General features: G+C 72.0%; 15 protein-coding genes. 8 read left to right on the top strand and 7 right to left on the bottom strand.

Annotated elements, in window-relative coordinates; translation table 11 throughout:
- Window positions 1-52: 52 nt before the first annotated feature.
- A complete protein-coding gene (locus Pen02_RS25140) occupies window positions 53-1,468 on the bottom strand; it encodes an alpha,alpha-trehalose-phosphate synthase (UDP-forming) (protein WP_203868557.1) in 1,416 nt (471 codons plus the stop codon).
- 185 nt (window positions 1,469-1,653) lie between these two features.
- A complete protein-coding gene (locus Pen02_RS25135; RefSeq protein ID WP_203868556.1) occupies window positions 1,654-2,505 on the bottom strand; it encodes a DUF308 domain-containing protein in 852 nt (283 codons plus the stop codon).
- Window positions 2,506-2,762: 257 nt separating this feature from the next.
- Between Pen02_RS25135 and Pen02_RS25130 the strand changes: the two genes are divergently transcribed.
- Window positions 2,763-3,494 (top strand): lysophospholipid acyltransferase family protein, encoded by a 732-nt coding sequence (locus Pen02_RS25130; protein WP_203868555.1) that lies wholly within the window; start codon window positions 2,763-2,765, stop codon window positions 3,492-3,494.
- Between the two features lie 61 nt (window positions 3,495-3,555).
- On the opposite strand, the gene Pen02_RS25125 is transcribed toward Pen02_RS25130, so the two are convergent.
- A complete protein-coding gene (locus Pen02_RS25125) occupies window positions 3,556-7,080 on the bottom strand; it encodes an adenylate/guanylate cyclase domain-containing protein (RefSeq protein ID WP_239141271.1) in 3,525 nt (1,174 codons plus the stop codon).
- A 299-nt stretch (window positions 7,081-7,379) separates the two neighbouring features.
- Between Pen02_RS25125 and Pen02_RS25120 the strand changes: the two genes are divergently transcribed.
- Complete coding sequence (locus Pen02_RS25120; RefSeq protein ID WP_203868554.1) at window positions 7,380-7,577, top strand: hypothetical protein; 198 nt, start codon at window positions 7,380-7,382, stop codon at window positions 7,575-7,577.
- A gap of 313 nt (window positions 7,578-7,890) precedes the next feature.
- Here the strand turns inward: Pen02_RS25120 and Pen02_RS25115 are convergent, their stop codons facing one another.
- Complete coding sequence (locus tag Pen02_RS25115; RefSeq protein ID WP_203868553.1) at window positions 7,891-8,583, bottom strand: Crp/Fnr family transcriptional regulator; 693 nt, start codon at window positions 8,581-8,583, stop codon at window positions 7,891-7,893.
- 494 nt (window positions 8,584-9,077) lie between these two features.
- On the opposite strand from Pen02_RS25115, the gene Pen02_RS25110 reads away from it, so the two are divergent.
- The 4 genes from Pen02_RS25110 to Pen02_RS25095 all read left to right on the top strand — a co-directional run bounded on the left by Pen02_RS25110 (window position 9,078) and on the right by Pen02_RS25095 (window position 12,302).
- Window positions 9,078-9,599 (top strand): polyadenylate-specific 3'-exoribonuclease AS, encoded by a 522-nt coding sequence (locus Pen02_RS25110; protein ID WP_203868552.1) that lies wholly within the window; start codon window positions 9,078-9,080, stop codon window positions 9,597-9,599.
- Window positions 9,600-9,922: 323 nt separating this feature from the next.
- On the top strand, window positions 9,923-10,951 hold the full coding sequence (locus Pen02_RS25105) for a 6-phosphofructokinase (protein ID WP_203868551.1): 1,029 nt from the start codon (window positions 9,923-9,925) through the stop codon (window positions 10,949-10,951).
- Between the two features lie 104 nt (window positions 10,952-11,055).
- Complete coding sequence (gene proC, locus Pen02_RS25100; RefSeq protein ID WP_203868550.1) at window positions 11,056-11,874, top strand: pyrroline-5-carboxylate reductase; 819 nt, start codon at window positions 11,056-11,058, stop codon at window positions 11,872-11,874.
- Window positions 11,875-11,951: 77 nt separating this feature from the next.
- Window positions 11,952-12,302, top strand: coding sequence for a DUF2203 domain-containing protein (locus tag Pen02_RS25095; protein WP_203868549.1), 351 nt, complete (start codon window positions 11,952-11,954; stop codon window positions 12,300-12,302).
- Window positions 12,303-12,584: 282 nt separating this feature from the next.
- Here the strand turns inward: Pen02_RS25095 and Pen02_RS25090 are convergent, their stop codons facing one another.
- On the bottom strand, window positions 12,585-13,403 hold the full coding sequence (locus Pen02_RS25090; RefSeq protein ID WP_239141256.1) for a class F sortase: 819 nt from the start codon (window positions 13,401-13,403) through the stop codon (window positions 12,585-12,587).
- The gene (locus Pen02_RS25085; RefSeq protein ID WP_203868548.1) at window positions 13,400-14,299 is read right to left on the bottom strand and encodes a DUF4397 domain-containing protein; all 900 of its coding nucleotides are present in this window, start codon (window positions 14,297-14,299) and stop codon (window positions 13,400-13,402) included. The genes Pen02_RS25090 and Pen02_RS25085 overlap by 4 nt, the downstream gene beginning before the upstream one ends.
- Before the next feature lie 314 nt (window positions 14,300-14,613).
- Between Pen02_RS25085 and Pen02_RS25080 the strand changes: the two genes are divergently transcribed.
- Window positions 14,614-15,060, top strand: coding sequence for a hypothetical protein (locus Pen02_RS25080; RefSeq protein ID WP_203868547.1), 447 nt, complete (start codon window positions 14,614-14,616; stop codon window positions 15,058-15,060).
- 32 nt (window positions 15,061-15,092) lie between these two features.
- On the opposite strand, the gene Pen02_RS25075 is transcribed toward Pen02_RS25080, so the two are convergent.
- Entirely contained in the window at window positions 15,093-15,581 is a 489-nt protein-coding gene (locus Pen02_RS25075) for a glutathione peroxidase (protein ID WP_203868546.1), read from the bottom strand.
- Window positions 15,582-15,839: 258 nt separating this feature from the next.
- Between Pen02_RS25075 and Pen02_RS25070 the strand changes: the two genes are divergently transcribed.
- On the top strand, window positions 15,840-17,450 hold the full coding sequence (locus tag Pen02_RS25070; RefSeq protein ID WP_203868545.1) for a glycosyl hydrolase family 18 protein: 1,611 nt from the start codon (window positions 15,840-15,842) through the stop codon (window positions 17,448-17,450).
- The last annotated feature ends 104 nt before the right edge of the window (window positions 17,451-17,554 follow it).

Here is a 17,554-nt window from a genome sequence, read left to right as displayed (position 1 = left end):
GAGCGTCCGGCTCGCCATGGCAGGCCGAACGCTCCCTGACCACGAGGGATGGTCAGGTGATGGTGAGGCGGTTGGCGAGGTCTCCGCTCTGGTCGAGGGCGGTCAGGTAGGACCGGGCCCAGGCCCGGATGTCGTGTACCCGCAACTGCTCGCGCATCGCCCGCATCCTGGCCGTCAGGTCGGCCGGGATGGCCTGGAGCGCGTGCATCAGGGTCAGTTTCAGCCCCTCCAGGTCGTGCGGGTTGACCAGGAACGCCTCCGGGAACTCCGCCGCCGCTCCGGCGAACTCGCTGAGCAGCAGCGCACCGCCGTTGTCGACCCGGGCCGCCACGTATTCCTTGGCGACCAGGTTCATCCCGTCCCGCAGCGGGGTCACCGCCATGATGTCGGCGGCCCGGTAGAGCGCGGCGAGTTCCGACCGGTCGAACGGCTGGGTCAGGTAGTGGATCGCCGGCTCGCCGACCCGCCCGAACTCGCCGTTGATCCGGCCGACCTCGCGCTCCACCCGCTCCCGGAGGATCTGGTACTGCTCGACACGTTCCCGGCTCGGCACCGCGACCTGCACCATCACCGTGTCCCGTACCTTGACGTGCCCGGTGGCCAGCAACTCGCTGTACGCCTTCAGGCGCTGCTCGATGCCCTTGGTGTAGTCCATCCGGTCGACGCTGAGCAGTACGTGCTGCGGGTCGCCGAGGTCCCGGCGGATCCGGGCGGCCCGGGTGACCACGTCCGGGCGCTCGGCCAGCGCCTCCATCTCGGTCATGTCGATGGAGACCGGGAACGCCCCGATCCGGACCACCCGGTCGTCGACGGCGATCCGCCGGTCGGTGGCGGCCAGCCCGAGCACCTTCGTGGCGAGCTGGGCGAAGTTGTGCGCCGCCTGCGGGCGCTGGAAGCCGACCAGGTCGGCGCCGAGCATCCCGAGCAGCAGTTCGGCGCGGCGGGGAAGCTGCATGAACAGCTCCGGCGGCGGGAACGGCACGTGCATGAAGAACCCGATCCGCAGGTCGGGCCGGATCGACCGGAGCAGGCCGGGTACGAGTTGCAGGTGGTAGTCCTGCACCCAGACCACGGCGCCCGGCTCGGCGGCCTCGGCGGCGGCGTCCGCGAACCGCTGGTTGATCCGTTGGTACGCCTCCCACCAGCGACGGTGGTAGACCGGCTGCTCCACCGCGTCGTGGTAGAGCGGCCAGAGCGTCGCGTTGGCGAAACCTTCGTAGTGGTCCCGTACGTCGTCGCCGGCCAGCGGCACGGTGTGCATGCGTACGCCGTCGATGTCGGCGAGCATGGGTGCCGGACCGGTGCCGCCGGCCCAGCCCACCCAGGTCGCCGGGGTGTGTTGGAGCAGGGGGTGCAGTGCGCTGACCAGCCCACCGGGGCTGCGGCGCCATTCACAGGCGCCGTCCGGCGCCACACTGTCGTCGACGGGCAGCCGGTTGGCCACCACCACGAGGGAACTCTGTCGCAATCGGGCACCTCGTTCCGGGCGAGGCGACCACCGCGAATAGGAGCGATCGGGTAGTCGTGAGGGGAAGGTGACGTACAGCAGTATTCCTACTGACGCGAAATTACGCGAGTGTTACGTGTTGCCTGCACCCGGTGATGAATCTCGCGATCTGGACGTTGGGTGGACCGGACAGTCGGCCCGTACCCTCAGACCACCGCGCCGTCGTCGGGGTCGTCGTCCTCCTCGTTGCCGGGCCGCAGCCGCCAAATCAGCGTCACGAAACCGGTGAGGATGCCGGCGAAGCCGAGCATGGTGACCAGGCCCCGGTCGATGGGGATCAGGTCCGGGAAGAGGAAGAGCGCGAAACCGGCGACGATGGCCAGCACGCCGACGACAGCGTATTTCGAGGGGCGGGGCAGCGGCGGGGGCGGCGGCGGGACGTAGCGTTCCTCCGCGTCGTCGGGCAGGTCCGCGCCGAACGTGTCCAGGCCGTCGAGCAGCGACGGGTCGTCGGCCCGACCACCGACCGAGATGCCGGAGAAGTCGGTCGCGGACGGCAGCCGGCGTACGCCCGGATCGGCCGGCTTGGGAGTCTCCGGCGCCGGCAGGGTGGTGGTGGCCCCGCCCGGCCGGTCGGTCGACTCGCCGACCACGACGTCCTCGGCGGCCGGCCAGGAGCGGGAGTCCGCCGCGACCTCGGTGTGGTAGCCGGCGACGATCCGGGCCCACTCCGCCTCCACGTCCGGGTCCGGATCGGGGCGGGGCGCCGGGGGCTGCCCCGGAGGGTCCTCGTCGGCGAGCTGGGTCAGGTAGTCCCGGGCGGTGGCCAGGAAGCTCCGGTCGACGTAGAGCCGGTCCACCGGGCGGGGCGGCACGGTGGTGGTCCGGGTCACCGGATTGAGGTCGGCCGACGGTTGCAGGTAGGCGGCGATGCCGCCCGCGGCCAGCACGTCGAGCAGGTGCTCGCCGAGCCGCGGGTCCACGTCGCCGGCGACGGCGTACTCCGTCGCCTCGAGCCCGTTGTCCCGCCGTCCCCGGCGGGCGCCACCCGCTGACACCCCGACACCCTCCCTACCGGCCGTGACGCGCGCGGCCGTGTTTGCCGACCGCCGGCCGCGCCGCGTGCGCCGTGCAATGAATCGTGACACGGCGGGCACTGGTTCCGGGAGTGCGTTGTGGCGCGGCGTACCCGCTTCGTAGGCTTCTTGCCGACAGTTCCCGCCCGCGGCCATCGACGGCGGCGCGACGCGTACCCGTGTCGCCGCGCCCTCGCCGGCCGACGTGGGGACGCGCGGGACTCTCGGGAAGGACACTGGTGCTGTACGGGCTGATGAAGTACCTCATCCTCGGGCCCTGGCTGAGGATGATCTTCCGGCCGCAGGTCGAGGGGAGGGAGAACGTACCGGACTCGGGTCCGGCGATCATCGCCAGCAACCACCTGTCGTTCTCCGATTCGATCTTCATGCCGCTGATGGTCAAGCGAAAAGTGACGTTCGTCGCGAAGGCCGAATACTTCACCGGCAAGGGGCTGAAGGGCTGGCTGGTGAAGATGTTCTTCGTGGGGACCGGCACCATCCCGGTGGACCGCACCGGCGGGCGGGCCGCGCAGGCCGCCCTGGACACCCAGCTCAAGGTGCTGCGGGCCGGCAACCTCGCCGGGATCTACCCGGAGGGGACCCGCTCGCCGGACGGTCGGCTCTACCGCGGCAAGACCGGGGTGGCCCGGCTGGCGCTGGACAGCGGCGCCCCGGTCATCCCGGTGGTGATGTTGAACGCCGACGAGATCCAGCCGCCCGGCAAACTGCTGCCGAAGATCAAGCGGGTCAAGATCCGGTTTGGCCGGCCACTGGACTTCTCCCGGTACGCCGGCATGTCCGGAGACCGGTTCGTCGAGCGGGCCATCACCGACGAGATCATGTACGAGCTGATGGAACTCTCCGGCCGGGAGTACGTCGACATCTACGCCCAGAAGATCAAGAACCAGCAGGTGAAGGCGGCGGCCGGCAAGCCGGTTGCCGGGTCGCCCACCGACTCGCTCGCCGCCTGATCCCGGGCAACCCGTCCGGTCCTGCCCTCCGGCGGGACCGGACGCGGGGTCGACGGGCGGGTCAGGAGGCGAGCATCGGGGTGGTGGCGCCGGCCGCCGGTGGGCCCTGGCCGAGCCGGAGCAGGCCCGGGGTCCGGTTGCGCAGCGCGAAGGCGCGTACCTCGGCCAGCGCCACCTCGGCGGCCGAGTCGTCGCCGGCCAGCACCAGTTCGTCGGCGGCGAGCGCCAGTGCGAACATCCGGTCGGTGACGTCCGGAATCCGGGCGTAGGTCTCCGCCGACGCGAGGTGGAGCTGCCCGGCCCGGGCATGGTCACCGTCCGCGCCGGCCAGCGCCCCGGTCACGGTACGCAGCGCCGCCTCGACCCAGAGCGTGGAGTGGGTGACCGCGTCCAGCATGGCCCGGACCCGTACCGCCGCGTCCCGGTCGGTCAGCGCGGCGGCGTACGAGGCGGCCGGAATCCACTCCCCGCTGGCCAGTGCCGGCACCGTCGACCACGACTCGGCGAGTTCGTCGAGCAACTCCGCCGCCTCCGCCGTACGCCCCTGGAGCGCCCGGCAGAACGCGCCCAGGGCGAGGGTGTTCCAGTGCAGCCGGTGGAAGCCGCTGCGCCGGGCGGTCTCCAGCGCGTCCGTCACGTCGTCCGGGCCGGCGACCCCGGGGCGGCCGGTCGGCGACTCGCCCGGCACCGGCTCGTCGCGCAGCACCCGCAGGTACGCCCGCATCCCCCGGACCTGCATGTCCCACCGCCCGGCCGGGGTGTCCACGAAACCGTCGGCCACGCTCAGCAGCCGGCCCACGTCACCCTCCCAGTAGGCCCGGGCCGCCTCCGCCGAACCGCCGGTCGACAGCGCCTCGGCCTGGGCCAACGCCGCGCAGGACGCGACCAGCTCGTCCGCGCCGACCCAGTCGCCCTCCTCCCGCATCGCGTGCGCGAGGTTGCGCACCACCCGGGGCTCCGCGACGAGTTGCGACTCCCGGCAGAACCGCAGGATGGTGTGCAACTCGTCCAGCCCGGCCCGGTCGCCGGCCTGGTAGCGGGCGGTCGCCACGGTTATCCGGGCGTCGGTCTGGGTCTCCACCAGGCCGAGCCGCTCGGCGATGTCGGCCGCCGCGCCGGCCGCAGCCACCGCCGGGTCGCGTTCGTAGTTGAGCATGTGCAGCCGGCCCAGCTCGGCGTAGGCGTCCGCCTTCTGCGCGGTGTCCGGCAGCGCGTCGAACAGCTCGACGGCGCGGTCCAGACAGGACAGTGCCTCGGCCCGGTCGGCCCGTAGCCAGGCGGCCTTGCCGAGCAGGGTCCAGGCCCGCGCCGCGCCGCCGTACTCGTCGTAGGCGAAGAGCCGGTCGGCCAGGGCGTGCAACTGGTCGGTGCCGCCGCCGGCCAGGAAGGCGGTGCCGTCGCGGAAGTAGGAGACCTCGGTGAGCAGCAGCTCCAGTTGCAGCCGGCCGACCGGGTCGCTGTCGTCGGCCAGCCCGAGCGCCCGGCCGGCGTGGTTGGCCGCCGCGTCCAGCGCGTGCAGCGCGTACGCCCGGCGGGCCGCCCGGTGCAGCGCCTCCCGGGCCGGCGGAGCGTACCGCTCGGTGTCCACCCCGAGGGTGTGCGCGATCTCGTGCGCCGCCCAGCGGTGGTGCGCGAGTACCTCGGCCAGGTCGGTGTCCCGGTCCCGGGCCATCCCGTCCAGCCAGTCCGCGGTCCGGTCGTGCCGGGCGACCCGCTCGGTCCGGGGCAGCCGCTGGTAGCAGACGTCCCGGACCAGCACGTGCCGGAACCGGAACTCCGGCTGCCCGGCCATCGCCGAGGTGGCCTGCTCGTGCACGAAGTCCCGCTGCTCCAGCCGGCGCAGCGCCCGCTCGACCGACTCGACCGGCTGGCCGAGCGCGGCGGCGACCGCCCCCGGCCAGAACTGCATCCCCACCACCGAGGCGGCCAGCAGCACCATCCGATCCTGGCTGTCGAGCAGGTCCACCCGGTTGGCGATCACCGAGTGCACGCTGTCCGGCATCGCCAGGTCGTGCTGCTTCTCCAGCGACCAGCCCCGGCCGGACTGGCGCAGCGCGCCCTGCTCGATGAGCATCCGGACGTACTCGTGGGCGTAGAGCGGGTTGCCGTCGGCCACCTCGACCAGCGGGCTGAGCATGTCGGTGGAGAAGGCCGCCTGGCCGAAGATGTGGCCGTAGAGCGAGGCGATGCCGGTGTCCCGCAACGGCGGCAGGGTGACACTCATCGAGCCGGTGATCGTCCCCGCCCAACTGGGCTCCCGGTTGACCAGTTCGGGGCGGGCGGTGCAGAGCAGCAGCAGCGGCACGTTCTGCGCGTACGCCCCGAGCAGCTCGACGAAGTTCAGCATCTTCGGATCGGCCCAGTGCAGGTCCTCGAAGACGAGTACGGTCGGCTGGCGGGCGGCGAGCGCGACCAGGAACCGCCGCCACGCCGACTCGGACTCCTCGGCCGGCAGCGTCGGCCCCGGCAGCCCCACCACCGGGCGCAGCGCGTCCATCAGCCGGTCCGCCGCCCCCGGCCCGACCAGCTCGACCAGCGCCGCCTCCAGCCGTCGGGTCGCGGTCGGTGCCGGATCGGTGTCCAGGATGCCGGCCTCGGCCTTGACGATGTCGGCGAGCGCGGCGAACGTGACGTTCTCGCCGAACGGCGGGCAGCGGCCGACCCGCCAGGTCAACGGCTCGTCGGTCAGCCGCTCGGTGTGCCGGAACAGCTCCCGGACCAGCCGGCTCTTGCCGATGCCGGCGTGCCCGAGCACCGTCACCATCTGCGGCAGCCGGTCCCGGATCGACCGGTGCAACGCGTTGACCAGCAGCCCCAGCTCGTGTTCCCGGTCGATCAGCGGGGTGGTGTCCGACTCCCGGTCCGGCGGCTGCCGGTCCACCGGTGCCACCGCCAGCCACACCTCGGTCGGCGACGAGCGGCCGCGCAGGGTCACCGGCGCCTGTTCGGCGTAGCGGATCGCGTCCCGGGTCAACGAATACGTGGTGCCGCAGACCAGCACCCCGCCGGGCGGTGCCACCGACTGCATCCGGGACGCGGTGTTCACCACGTCACCGGCCACGATGGCCTGTCCGCCGTCCCGGGCGGCGGCCACGTCGACCAGCGCCTCCCCGGTGGCCACCCCGACCCGGAACCGCAGGTGGTCGGCGCCGGTCGGGGTGAACCGGGTCAGCACCCGCTGCAACTCCAGACCCGCCCGCACACACCGCAACGGATCGGTCTCGGTCGCCACCGGAGCGCCGAACAACGCCATCACGGCGTCCCCGATGTACTTCTCCACCACTCCGCCGTACTGACCGATGACCCGGCGGGCCGCCGAGAAGAAGGCGGTCTGCATGCCCCGGACCAGTTCCGGGTCGGCCCGCTCGACGTACGGGGTGAAGTCGATGAGGTCCACGAAGAGTACGCTGACCCGCCGCCGGTCCTCCTGGGACACCGCGGCCGGCCGGCCCGGTTGCGCGGGCCGGGGCTTGCCGCAGGCGGTGCAGAACGCGGCATCGGCGGCCAGCGGCTGGTCGCAGTGCGGACAGGCGGTGGCCAGCTCGGTGCCGCAACCGCCGCAGTAGCGGTCGCCGACGGCGGTGATTCGGCCGCATCTGGTGCAGGTAGCGGAGATGCCGTCCTCCTACAACGTCGAAGGGACGTGCTGTCTACAGCGTCGAAGGGACGTGCTGTCCACCGGGCGGCGCCGGCCGGCGTGGCGGCCGACCGGTGGCTCCGACGGGTCGCCGGCAGTCGCGCGGTCGGGGATTCGCCACCGCCGAGTATCAGCGTCCGGCCCGGTGTCGGGAACCGGGCTGTTAGCTAGCGGACAGTCCCACCCATAGTGATCCAAGATACAGTCATTGGCGCCTACCGATCGACGAGTTATCAGGGAGATGGGCAATGGTGTACGTCCGACTGGAAAAGGAATGGACCGACGGCGACGGCGTCGGCCACTCCTCGGGGGACATGATCGACGTGGACGCCGCCACCCTGGCGAAGCTCCAGGCCGCCGGGGTCGTCGGCGGGGAGAATCCCGACTGGCCGGGGGCGACCGGCGGCGGTAGCCGGGACACGACCAACTGGCCCGGCGCGACCTGACGGGGCCTCGGGCCGGGCCCGCGCGGGCGTTCCGGAGACCGGTCACGGTTCCGGAACGCCCTTCGTCGTGCCGGGGACCGGTCACCGGCTCCGGAACGCCCTTCGTCGTCGGCGCGGACCGGACGCCCGGTCGCGGTTCGGCCCGGATCGCGGGTCCCGTCGACAGGACACTGTCGACAGTGTGACTGTCGGCGGAGGACACGGGGAATCGACGAAGCCCGCCCATCGTGAGGGCCGGGACAGCGTCGCGGGACCGGCCACGGATCTGCCGGGCGGGACACGTTGCGGAGCTGTCGGCGTCGTGCCGGACGGGTCAGCGCTCCGCCATGCCCGCCCGCCGGCGCAGCGCCGCGACGTCGGTCACCACGATCCGCCGCCCCTCGGTACGCAGCCAGCCCCGGCTGGCGAACGACCCGATGGCCTGGTTGACGCTCTGCCGCGAACCACCGGCCATCTCGGCGAGCTGGCTCTGGTTGAGTTCGATGGTGATCATCGGAGCCTGGCTCTCGCCGGCCAGCCTGACCAGCGTCTTGGCGACCCGGCCCGGCAGGTCGAGGAAGACGTGGTCGGCGTTCTGCTCGGTCAGTCGGCGGATCAGCCCACCCAGCGACCGCATCACCGCGTCGAGTATGCGCGGGTTGGAGTGCACCAGCTCCATGAACGCGCCACGGGACAGCGCCAGCGCCGTGCAGTCCTCGATGGCCTCGGCGGACGCCGACCGGGTGGAGGCGTCCAGCAGGGACACCTCGCCGAGCACGTCCGGCGGGCGGATGACGTTGAGCACCGCCCGCTCGCCGGTCGGCGCGGTGCGGAACACCGCGACCGCCCCCCGGCGCAGGACGATCAGGGACTCGCCGGGATCGTTCTCGACGAAGAGCAGTTGACCCTTGCGATAGGTGCGTGGCACCGCCGCGGCGATCACCCGTTGGCGCACCTCTGGCTCAAGGCCGGCGAACATCTCGACGCCGGTGAGGGCGTCGCCCGGCTCAGGCAGGCGAACCTCCACGGCTCAACCCCTCCCCGGTAAATAACCACAGTTCTGCTCTCGGTCGACCCGCAACCGACCGAAGAAGCAAGATGAAACTGATACCGGTAGGGTCCGGTAGCGGTACACATCAGATCATGACGGTCGTGTCGCTTGCTGTACACCCCCGAAATCACTTCTGTGACAGTTCTGCCGCTGACCAGGGGGCATTCTGACGTCAGATCCGCCACTGGGTGGGGACCGTACGGGGGCGTGGCGGATGCGTGGGGGCGCGGGGAGCCGCGACCGGCCGGCGGGCGAGCAAGTCCCTGGCCGGCCGCGGCGGACTCGGGGTACGCCGGACGTGGGGGCGTCGGGCGGCCCGGCAGGGGAAGGGCGTGGTGGTCCGCCGACACAACCGGATCACCACGCCGACCTCCCACGCGCCCTGGCCCGACCGGGTACGCCGGAGCGGAATGGCGGAAATTCCACCCCCGATTCCCGTAGGGCGGGACGGATGGGCAAGGATGGCGGCGATGGTCTACCGCTATTTCTACGACTGCGAGTTCATCGAGGACGGCCGGCTCGTCGACCTCGTGTCAATCGGTGTCGTCGACGAGTACGGTCGGGAGTTCTACGCGATCTCCACCGAGTTCGACGACTCCCGAGCGGTGCCGTGGGTACGCCGGCACGTGCTGGACAAGCTGCCGTCCCCGGGCGACCGGGCGTGGCGCTCCCGGGAACGGATCCGGGACGATCTCTACGAGTTCCTGATGGAGCCGATCCGGGGCCGGGCCGGGGAGAAGCTGGAACTCTGGGCCTGGTACGCGGCGTACGACCACGTGGCGCTGGCCCAGCTCTGGGGAGCCATGCCGGCGCTGCCGAGGGAGATTCCCCGGTTCACCAAGGAGTTGCGTCAGCGCTGGGAGGAGCGGGGCAGCCCGCCGCTGCCGGACGCCGCCGCCGACCGGCACGACGCGCTGGTCGACGCCCGGCACAACCTGGCCCGCTGGCGGGCGATGCACGACCGCCCGGCGGTGTCCGATCGTCACTCATGATCATCCCTGGCTGACCCGGGCTGGTGATCATGAAGTTCCCCCGCAGGCTCGACCGGCCGGCGGCTGGTGGCTGGTGCCTGGCGGAGCGTGGAGTGCCTCGCCGGCCCGCCGCGCCGACCCGCGCGGGTGCGCCGACGCACGTCGGAGGGTTCACCGGTTCGGCCCCGCGACGCGGCCCGGGGCGCGGTGGCCGGGCCTTGGCCGGGCGACTACAGTGCGCAATGACGGCCCGCCCCGGGCCGGCAACGACGCCGATGGTCTGACCTGACTTGCACCCTGGGGCTGAACGGGCTCACTCGAAGCTCCTGGAGGAGAAGCAGATCATGCGTATCGGCGTGCTCACCGGTGGTGGTGACTGCCCGGGTCTGAACGCGGTGATCCGAGCGGTGGTGCGCAAGGGCGTCGCCACCTACGACCACGAGTTTGTCGGGTTCCGGGACGGCTGGCGCGGTCCGCTGGAGGGCCTGACCAAGCCGCTCGGCATCCCGGAGGTGCGGGGCATCCTGCCGCGCGGTGGCACCATCCTCGGCTCCTCCCGGACCAACCCGTTCAAGATCGAGGGCGGGGTCGAGCAGATCAAGAACAACCTGGCCGCGCAGGGCGTGGACGCGCTGGTGGCGATCGGCGGCGAGGACACCCTCGGCGTCGCCACCAAGCTGCACGAACTCGGCGTCCAGGTGGTCGGGGTACCGAAGACGATCGACAACGACCTGGGCGCGACCGACTACACGTTCGGGTTCGACACCGCGGTGAACATCGCGATGGAGGCGATCGACCGGCTGCACACCACCGCCGAGAGCCACCACCGCACGCTGGTCGTCGAGGTGATGGGCCGGCACGCCGGCTGGATCGCCCTGCACGCCGGTCTCGCCGGTGGCGCCAACGTGATCCTGCTGCCGGAGCGGCAGTTCGACGTCGACCAGGTCGCGACGTACGTCGAGAAGCGGTTCCAGAAGCAGTACGCCCCGATCGTGGTGGTCGCGGAGGGCGCGCAGCCGCTCGACGGGCAGATGGTGCTGCACAACCAGGAGTTGGACGCGTTCGGGCACGTCCGGCTCGGCGGCATCGGGCAGTGGCTCGCCGAGCAGTTGGAGGCGAAGACCGGCAAGGAGGCCCGGACGGTCGTACTCGGGCACATCCAGCGCGGCGGCACCCCGACCGCGTTCGACCGGGTGCTCGCCACCCGGCTCGGCCTGCAGGCGATCGACGCGGTCAACGAGGGCGACTGGGGCAAGATGGTCGCCATGCAGGGCACCGACATCGTCCGGGTACCGCTGGCCGAGGCGACCCGCGAGCTGAAGACCGTGCCGCTGGAGCGCTACACCGAGGCCGAGGTCTTCTTCGGTAGCTGACCGGGGGTCGGCTCCCGGTTCGTCGTGGTGGGGTGGCCGACCGTCAGCGGATGGCTCTACGTTTCCAGGTGCAGCGCGACGCTGCCGGGGATGGAGGAGGAGCGATGGCGCCGGGAGCGCACACCGTTGCCGTGATCGGCACCGGCAAGATCGGCGAATTGATGCTCTCCGGGCTGCTCCGGGCGGGCTGGCCGGTGGACCGGCTGCTGGCCACCACCCGCCGGCAGAGCCGGGCCGAGGAGATCGCCACCCGGTACGGCGTACGGGTGGTGGACAACCTGGTGGCGGTCGCCGAGGCGGACGTCGTCGCCGTGTCGGTGAAACCGCAGGACGCGGACGCGCTGCTCGACGAGATCGGTCCTAAGGTACCCGCCGACAAGCTGGTGGTCTCGCTCTGCGCGGGCCTGCCCACGAACTTCTTCGCGCGGCGGCTGCCCGACGGCACCCCGGTGATCCGGGTGATGACCAACACACCGGCCCTGGTCGACGAGGCGATGACGGCGATCTCCGCCGGGGTGCACGCGACCGCCGCCCACCTGGCGCTCGCCGAGGAGATGTTCCGCCCGCTGGGCGCGACCATCCGGGTACCGGAGTCGCAGCAGGACGCGGTCACCGCGCTCTCCGGCTCCGGGCCGGCCTACTTCTATCTGCTGGTCGAGGCGATGATCGACGCCGGCATCCTGCTCGGCCTGCCCCGTCAGGTGGCACACGAGTTGATCGTGCAGACCGCCATCGGCTCGGCCGTGATGCTGCGCGACTCCGGCGAGCACCCGGTGAAGCTGCGGGAGGCGGTGACCTCGCCGGCCGGTACCACCATCTCGGCGATCCGTGAGTTGGAGAACCACGGCGTACGCGCGGCGCTGCTGGCCGCCCTGGAGGCGGCCCGGGACCGGGCCCGGGAGATCGCGGCGCAGAACGACTGAGCCGCTTCCGGCCCGGATGACGGGCTCGGCGGAGATGCGTCCGGCCCGATCCGGCCCGGGTGCCCCATACTGTGCGCGTGTTCACCCTTGCGCAGGCACGTCACCTGATCGCGACGCTGCGTCCACGGATCGACGAGCTGATCGTGCTCCGCGCCGACCTGGCCGAGCTGCGGGCCGACCTGACCGACCGGGGAGTGAGTCCGCTCGGCGGGCTGGCCGAGGTGAAGGGCCTGGAGGCGCGGCTCTTCGGCATCCTGGAGGAATTGACCGGGCACGACATCCAGGTCAAGGGCTTCGCCCCGGTGCTGCTGGACTTCCCCGGTGAGCGGGACGGCCGGCCGGTGCTGTGGTGCTGGCTGGAGGGGGACAGCGATCTTGGCTGGTACCACCGGGTGGAGTGCGGCTTCTCGGGACGGCGCAGAGTCTGACCCCCCGGTGATGCCGGATGCGGGAGCTGCCGGGTCGCTTGCATTCCGGGCAGCCGACTGCGGAGGAGCCGGAAGTCGCTGCTGTCGGCCGCGCTGTCGGGACGTCGGCCGCTGGGGCGCTGGCCCGCTGGGGTGCTGGGCCGTTGGGCCGTTGGGCCGTTGGGCCGTTGGGGCGCTGAGGTGCTGGGGTGCCGGGCCGCTAGGGTGCCGCGCCGCTGGGCGCTGGGGCCGATTCTGAGCGGCCTGGGGTAGCGCCACGGTGGGCCGGCGGGTGGCCCTGGGTCAGCCGGCGGCCGAGCGTGGGATCGGCACCGGCTGGTCGGCGACGGCGAAGACGACCACGTTGTCCCGGTAGTGCCGGGTGGGTCGGTCGAACGTGCCACCGCAGGTGATCAGCCGCAGTTCCGGGCCGGGGGTGGGACCGTAGACGGCGGCGGTCGGAAACTCGGCCTTGGCGTGCCGGCTGGTCCCGGTGACCCGGAACCGGAGCCACCGGTCCCCGCGTCGTACCTCGATCCGGTCGCCCGGCCGCAGTTCCGCGAGCCGGGCGAAGACCGCCGGGCCGGTGGTCGAGTCGAGGTGTCCAGCGATCACCGCCGGTCCGACGTCCCCGGGAGCGGTGCCGGCGGCGTACCAGCCGGCCTCGGCGAAGTCGGTGGGGGTGCCGAGCCGGCCGGACCGGTCCAGCCGGAGCCGGGTCAGCGTCGCGTCGACCCGGATCCGTGGAATGCGTACCCGGGTCGGCGGTCCGGCGGGGGATCGGACGCTTGCCCCGGCCGGGGCGGCCGAGCAGCCGTCCGGGCAGTCCGGCGGCGTGACGGGCGCCGGCACCGTCGCCGGCCACGCGACCGGTCCCAGCAGCGCAAGCGGATCGTGCAGCGCGACCGGTCCCAGCAGCGCGACCGATTCCGGGGGCGGGACCGGACCGGGCAGTGAGATCGGCAGCGTGGCCGGCGACGGTGCCGAGGCCGCGTCGCCGGTCAGCGTGACCCCGAGGCCCGCGCCGAGCAGCGCACAGAGCAGCAGGTTGACGGCGAGCGCGACCGAGCCGGCCCGGCCGGTCACCCGGGCGGCCGGCGAGGTGACGCGGAGCGCCGTCACGCCGTGCGGCGGCGCACGGCGGAGCGGACGGCCACCGCGACCACGACGGCGCCGAGCGCGCCGATCCCAGCCAGCCCGAGCGGGTACGCCGGCTCGGCCGGCCCGGCGCCGCCTCCGGCACCGGTGTCCACACCGCCCCCGGCACCGGTGTCCACGCCGCCGTTCGGCACCACCGCGCCGCCCCGGGCGTCGACCCGCAGTTCCGTGGTCAACCCGCCCCGCTTCGCGTCGAGGACCAGCAGCGAGTAGACGGTCCCGTCCCGCAGCGAGACGTCGGCGGTGGTCGGCTCCGCCCCGGCCGCCGAGAGCCGCAGCGTCGACCGGCCCGGCTCGACCTGGTGGTACTGCGTCGTGGTGGCGAACGACACGGCGGAGGCGATGCGCGGCCCGTCAGCCACCGCGACGTCGATCACCGGTGCCCGGACCGACGCCTGCACCACGCGTACCTTGGCCCGGCCCTCGGCCGGTGCGCTCAGGTCGTCGTCGAGCACCTTCAGTCCGAGATCGGCGTAACGCCCGACCCCGGCGACCGTGTACGCCTCCCCGGCCCGTACCGAGACGCTGGTGGTGAGTACCGGTGGATCACCGGCCGGCGCCCCGGCCTGGCGCATCGCGACGGCGTACGGGCCGGTCGGCAGCGGCAGGTACGCCGAGAGCACCCCGTAGCCGACCGCCTTGAACACCTGCGGCTCGGCCGAAGGGCTGTCCGGACCGAGGTAGACGTCGACGGCCGGGGTGTCCGGCGACAGGTGGGCCAGGCGTACGTAGCCGATCGGCGACGTGGCGCCGGCCGGCGTGGCGACCACGGTGGACAGGCCGAGCCCGAGGCCGAGGGCGACGGCTGCCGCCGCGAGCCGCCGCACGGTCCGGACAGGGTGTTCGAGGTGCTGATCCATCTCGCCTCCTGGCGATGTGGCGGGCAGGGTACCGGCCCGGCGGCCCTGGAAGTCGCACTCACCGTCCGTCCACCCCGGACCGGTCACGGGTGGATCGCTCGGCGGGAACTGGGCGCCGGGGACAGGGTCCCGAGCGGTGGAGGGCCGGGCAAGCCTGCCACACGGAGTGACTGAATTGTTACGTACCGCTCGAAGTTGGCGCGCCGACCAGCCGAACCGGGTCAATTCCCCGGACGAGTGAGATCCGGCCGGCCGATGCCGGGTGCGGCTCCCCGGGTGCGTGCTGTTCGCCGTGGCCGAACTGCGCGGCACGCGTGACGACGCCGAACGACCATTGTCGATATTATCTGCGTGCGACGCCTGGCGAAACGACTGTCGCCCCGAGCGCTGGCCGCTCAGCGCTCGACCGGGCCGGCACCGCGAGCTACATCGCGTCGCGGTTCGCCGCGGTCGACGCCCAGGCCGCGCTGGCGGTCGCGAGCGAAGCGATCGTGCTCGCCCAGGAGCTTCTGGGTCAACAGGGCCGAGCACTGGCTCTACGAGATCATCCGACTCGAGTCGTCGGAACTGGGCGGCCCGAGTGGGATGCCTCGGACGGCAGCGGGACGGACAGCCAGGTGTACACCCGCGAAGGCGAATGGGAGCACAGCAACATACGGATGGACATCGAGCGGGCAAGCAACACTTTCAACCGGCTCGTGCCCTCTGACTCGGCGACTGTGCACCAGTTCATCGAATCGCTGCGGCGGCGATTCGGGTGATCCAACCTGACCGACCTGCCTGGGCAGTACGCCTAGCGGGGTAGGACGCGTTCGATGGCGGCGGAGATCTCCGGTGACTCCGGCTCGACCTGGGGCGCGAACCGGGCGACCACGGTGCCCTCCGGGCCGACCAGGAACTTCTCGAAGTTCCACCGGATGTCGCCGGAGTGTCCGTCGGTATCCGACGCGTCGACCAGTGCGGCGTAGAGCGGGTGCCGGTCCGGGCCGTTGACGTCGATCTTCTCGGTCATCGGAAAGGTCGCCCCGAAGGTGGACCGGGCGAACTCGGCGATCTCCTCGGGGCTGCCCGGTTCCTGGTCGGCGAACTGGTTGCTGGGTACGCCGAGCACGGTCAGCCCACGGTCCGCGTACGTCTCTTGCAGCGTCTGGAGGCCGGCGTACTGCGGGGTCAGCCCGCACTTCGAGGCGAGGTTGACCACCAGCAGGGCGTTACCCCGGAACTGACCGAGGTCGGTGAAGCCGCCGGTCAGCGCTCCGATCTGGACGTCGAAGACGGTCACCGGGATCCTCCGCACCGGTCGTCGCCGTGCTCCGGCCGCCGTACCAGACGGGTCTGCATCTTCCGCTCGGTCATGGTCCAGAGGCTACCGGTCGACGAGGTCGTCGGGATCGACTTCCCCGGCACTTACTCTCCGTCGCCGGCCGGCTCCGGGATCCGGCACCAATCGAAACATGGACATCTTGACGAAGCGGTGAACTGGTGAGTAGCGTCGCCTCACTATCTGGAAAGTTTCCTATCAATAAAGGGAGACGCCACCATGAGGAGATCCATCCGGCGGGCGCTGTGGGCCGGCGTCGCGGCTGCGGTGGCCGTCGCCGTGGTCCCGGTCACCGCGGCCATCGGCGCCGGTAGCCTGACCACGACCTTCGCCGCCAGCTCCGACTGGGGCTCCGGGCACGAGGTCCGGGTCACCGTCACCAACGGCACCGACGCACCGGTCGCCAGTTGGCGGGTCGAATTCGACCTGCCCGCCGGCACCACCATCAGCAGCTTCTGGGACGCGGACGTCACCCGCAGCGGCAACCGCTACGTGGCGGTGCAGAAGAGCTGGGCCGGCGCCCTCGCCCCGGGTGCCTCGGCGAGCTGGGGCTACGTCGGCACCGGCGGCTACCGGGCACCGGCGAACTGCACCGTCAACGGTGGCGCCTGCGGCGGCGGGACGACCCCCACCGCGACCCCGACGACGGTACGCCCGACCACCCCGCCGCCGACCACGCCACCGCCGACGACCCCGCCGCCCAGCAACCCGGGGGCGCAGAAGGTGGTCGGCTACTTCGCCCAGTGGGGCGTCTACCAGCGGGCGTACCACGTCAAGAACATCCACACCAGCGGCTCGGCCGCCAAGCTGACCCACATCCTGTACGCCTTCGGCAACACCACCGGCGGCCGGTGCACCATCGGCGACAGCTACGCCGACTACGACCGGGCGTACTCGGCGGCGGAGAGCGTCGACGGTGTCGCCGACACCTGGGATGCCGGCGCCCTGCGCGGCAGCTTCAACCAGCTCCGCAAGCTCAAGCGGATGTACCCGAACCTCAAGGTGATCTGGTCGTTCGGCGGTTGGACCTGGTCCGGCGGCTTCACCCAGGCGGCACAGAACCCGACCGCGTTCGCCGAGTCCTGCTACAACCTGGTCGAGGACCCGCGCTGGGCGGACGTCTTCGACGGCATCGACATCGACTGGGAGTACCCGAACGCCTGCGGCCTGACCTGCGACGCCAGCGGGCCGAACTCGTTCAAGAACCTGATCTCCGCGCTGCGCAGCCGGTTCGGCTCGTCGAACCTGGTCACCGCCGCGATCACCGCGGACGGCAGCAACGGCGGCAAGATCGACGCGGCCGACTACGCCGGGGCGATCAACAACCTCAACTGGCTGATGCCGATGACGTACGACTACTTCGGCGCCTTCGCCGCGCAGGGCCCGACGGCCCCGCACTCGCCGCTGACGTCGTACGCCGGGATTCCGCAGCAGGGTTTCTGGTCCGACGCGGCGATCCAGAAACTGAAGAGCAAGGGCATCCCGGCCAACAAGCTGCTGCTCGGCATCGGCTTCTACGGCCGGGGCTGGACCGGTGTCACCCAGGCCACCCCGGGCGGTACGGCCACCGGGGCGGCACCGGGCACCTACGAGGCGGGCATCGAGGACTACAAGGTGCTCAAGAACACCTGCCCGACCACCGGCACCATCGCCGGCACGGCGTACGCGAAGTGCGGCAGCAACTGGTGGAGCTACGACACCCCGGCCACCATCGGCGGCAAGATGTCGTACGCCAAGAGCCAGGGGCTGGGTGGGGCCTTCTTCTGGGAGCTCTCCGGCGACACCAGCAACGGTGAACTCATCACCGCAGTCGCCAACGGCCTGCGCTAGGCAGGCGGATCCACCGGACGACCCTTCGGGGGTGCGGGTGGCGGGAGCCGACTCCGGCAGTACACGGAGTCGGCTCCCGCGCGTCCGGCTCGCAGCCGGCTCCC

This window comes from Plantactinospora endophytica (assembly GCF_016862915.1).
Lineage (GTDB): Bacteria > Actinomycetota > Actinomycetes > Mycobacteriales > Micromonosporaceae > Plantactinospora > Plantactinospora endophytica.
The sequence above is the reverse complement of the archived record's forward strand: the minus strand, read 5'-3'. Positions and strand labels throughout refer to the sequence as shown.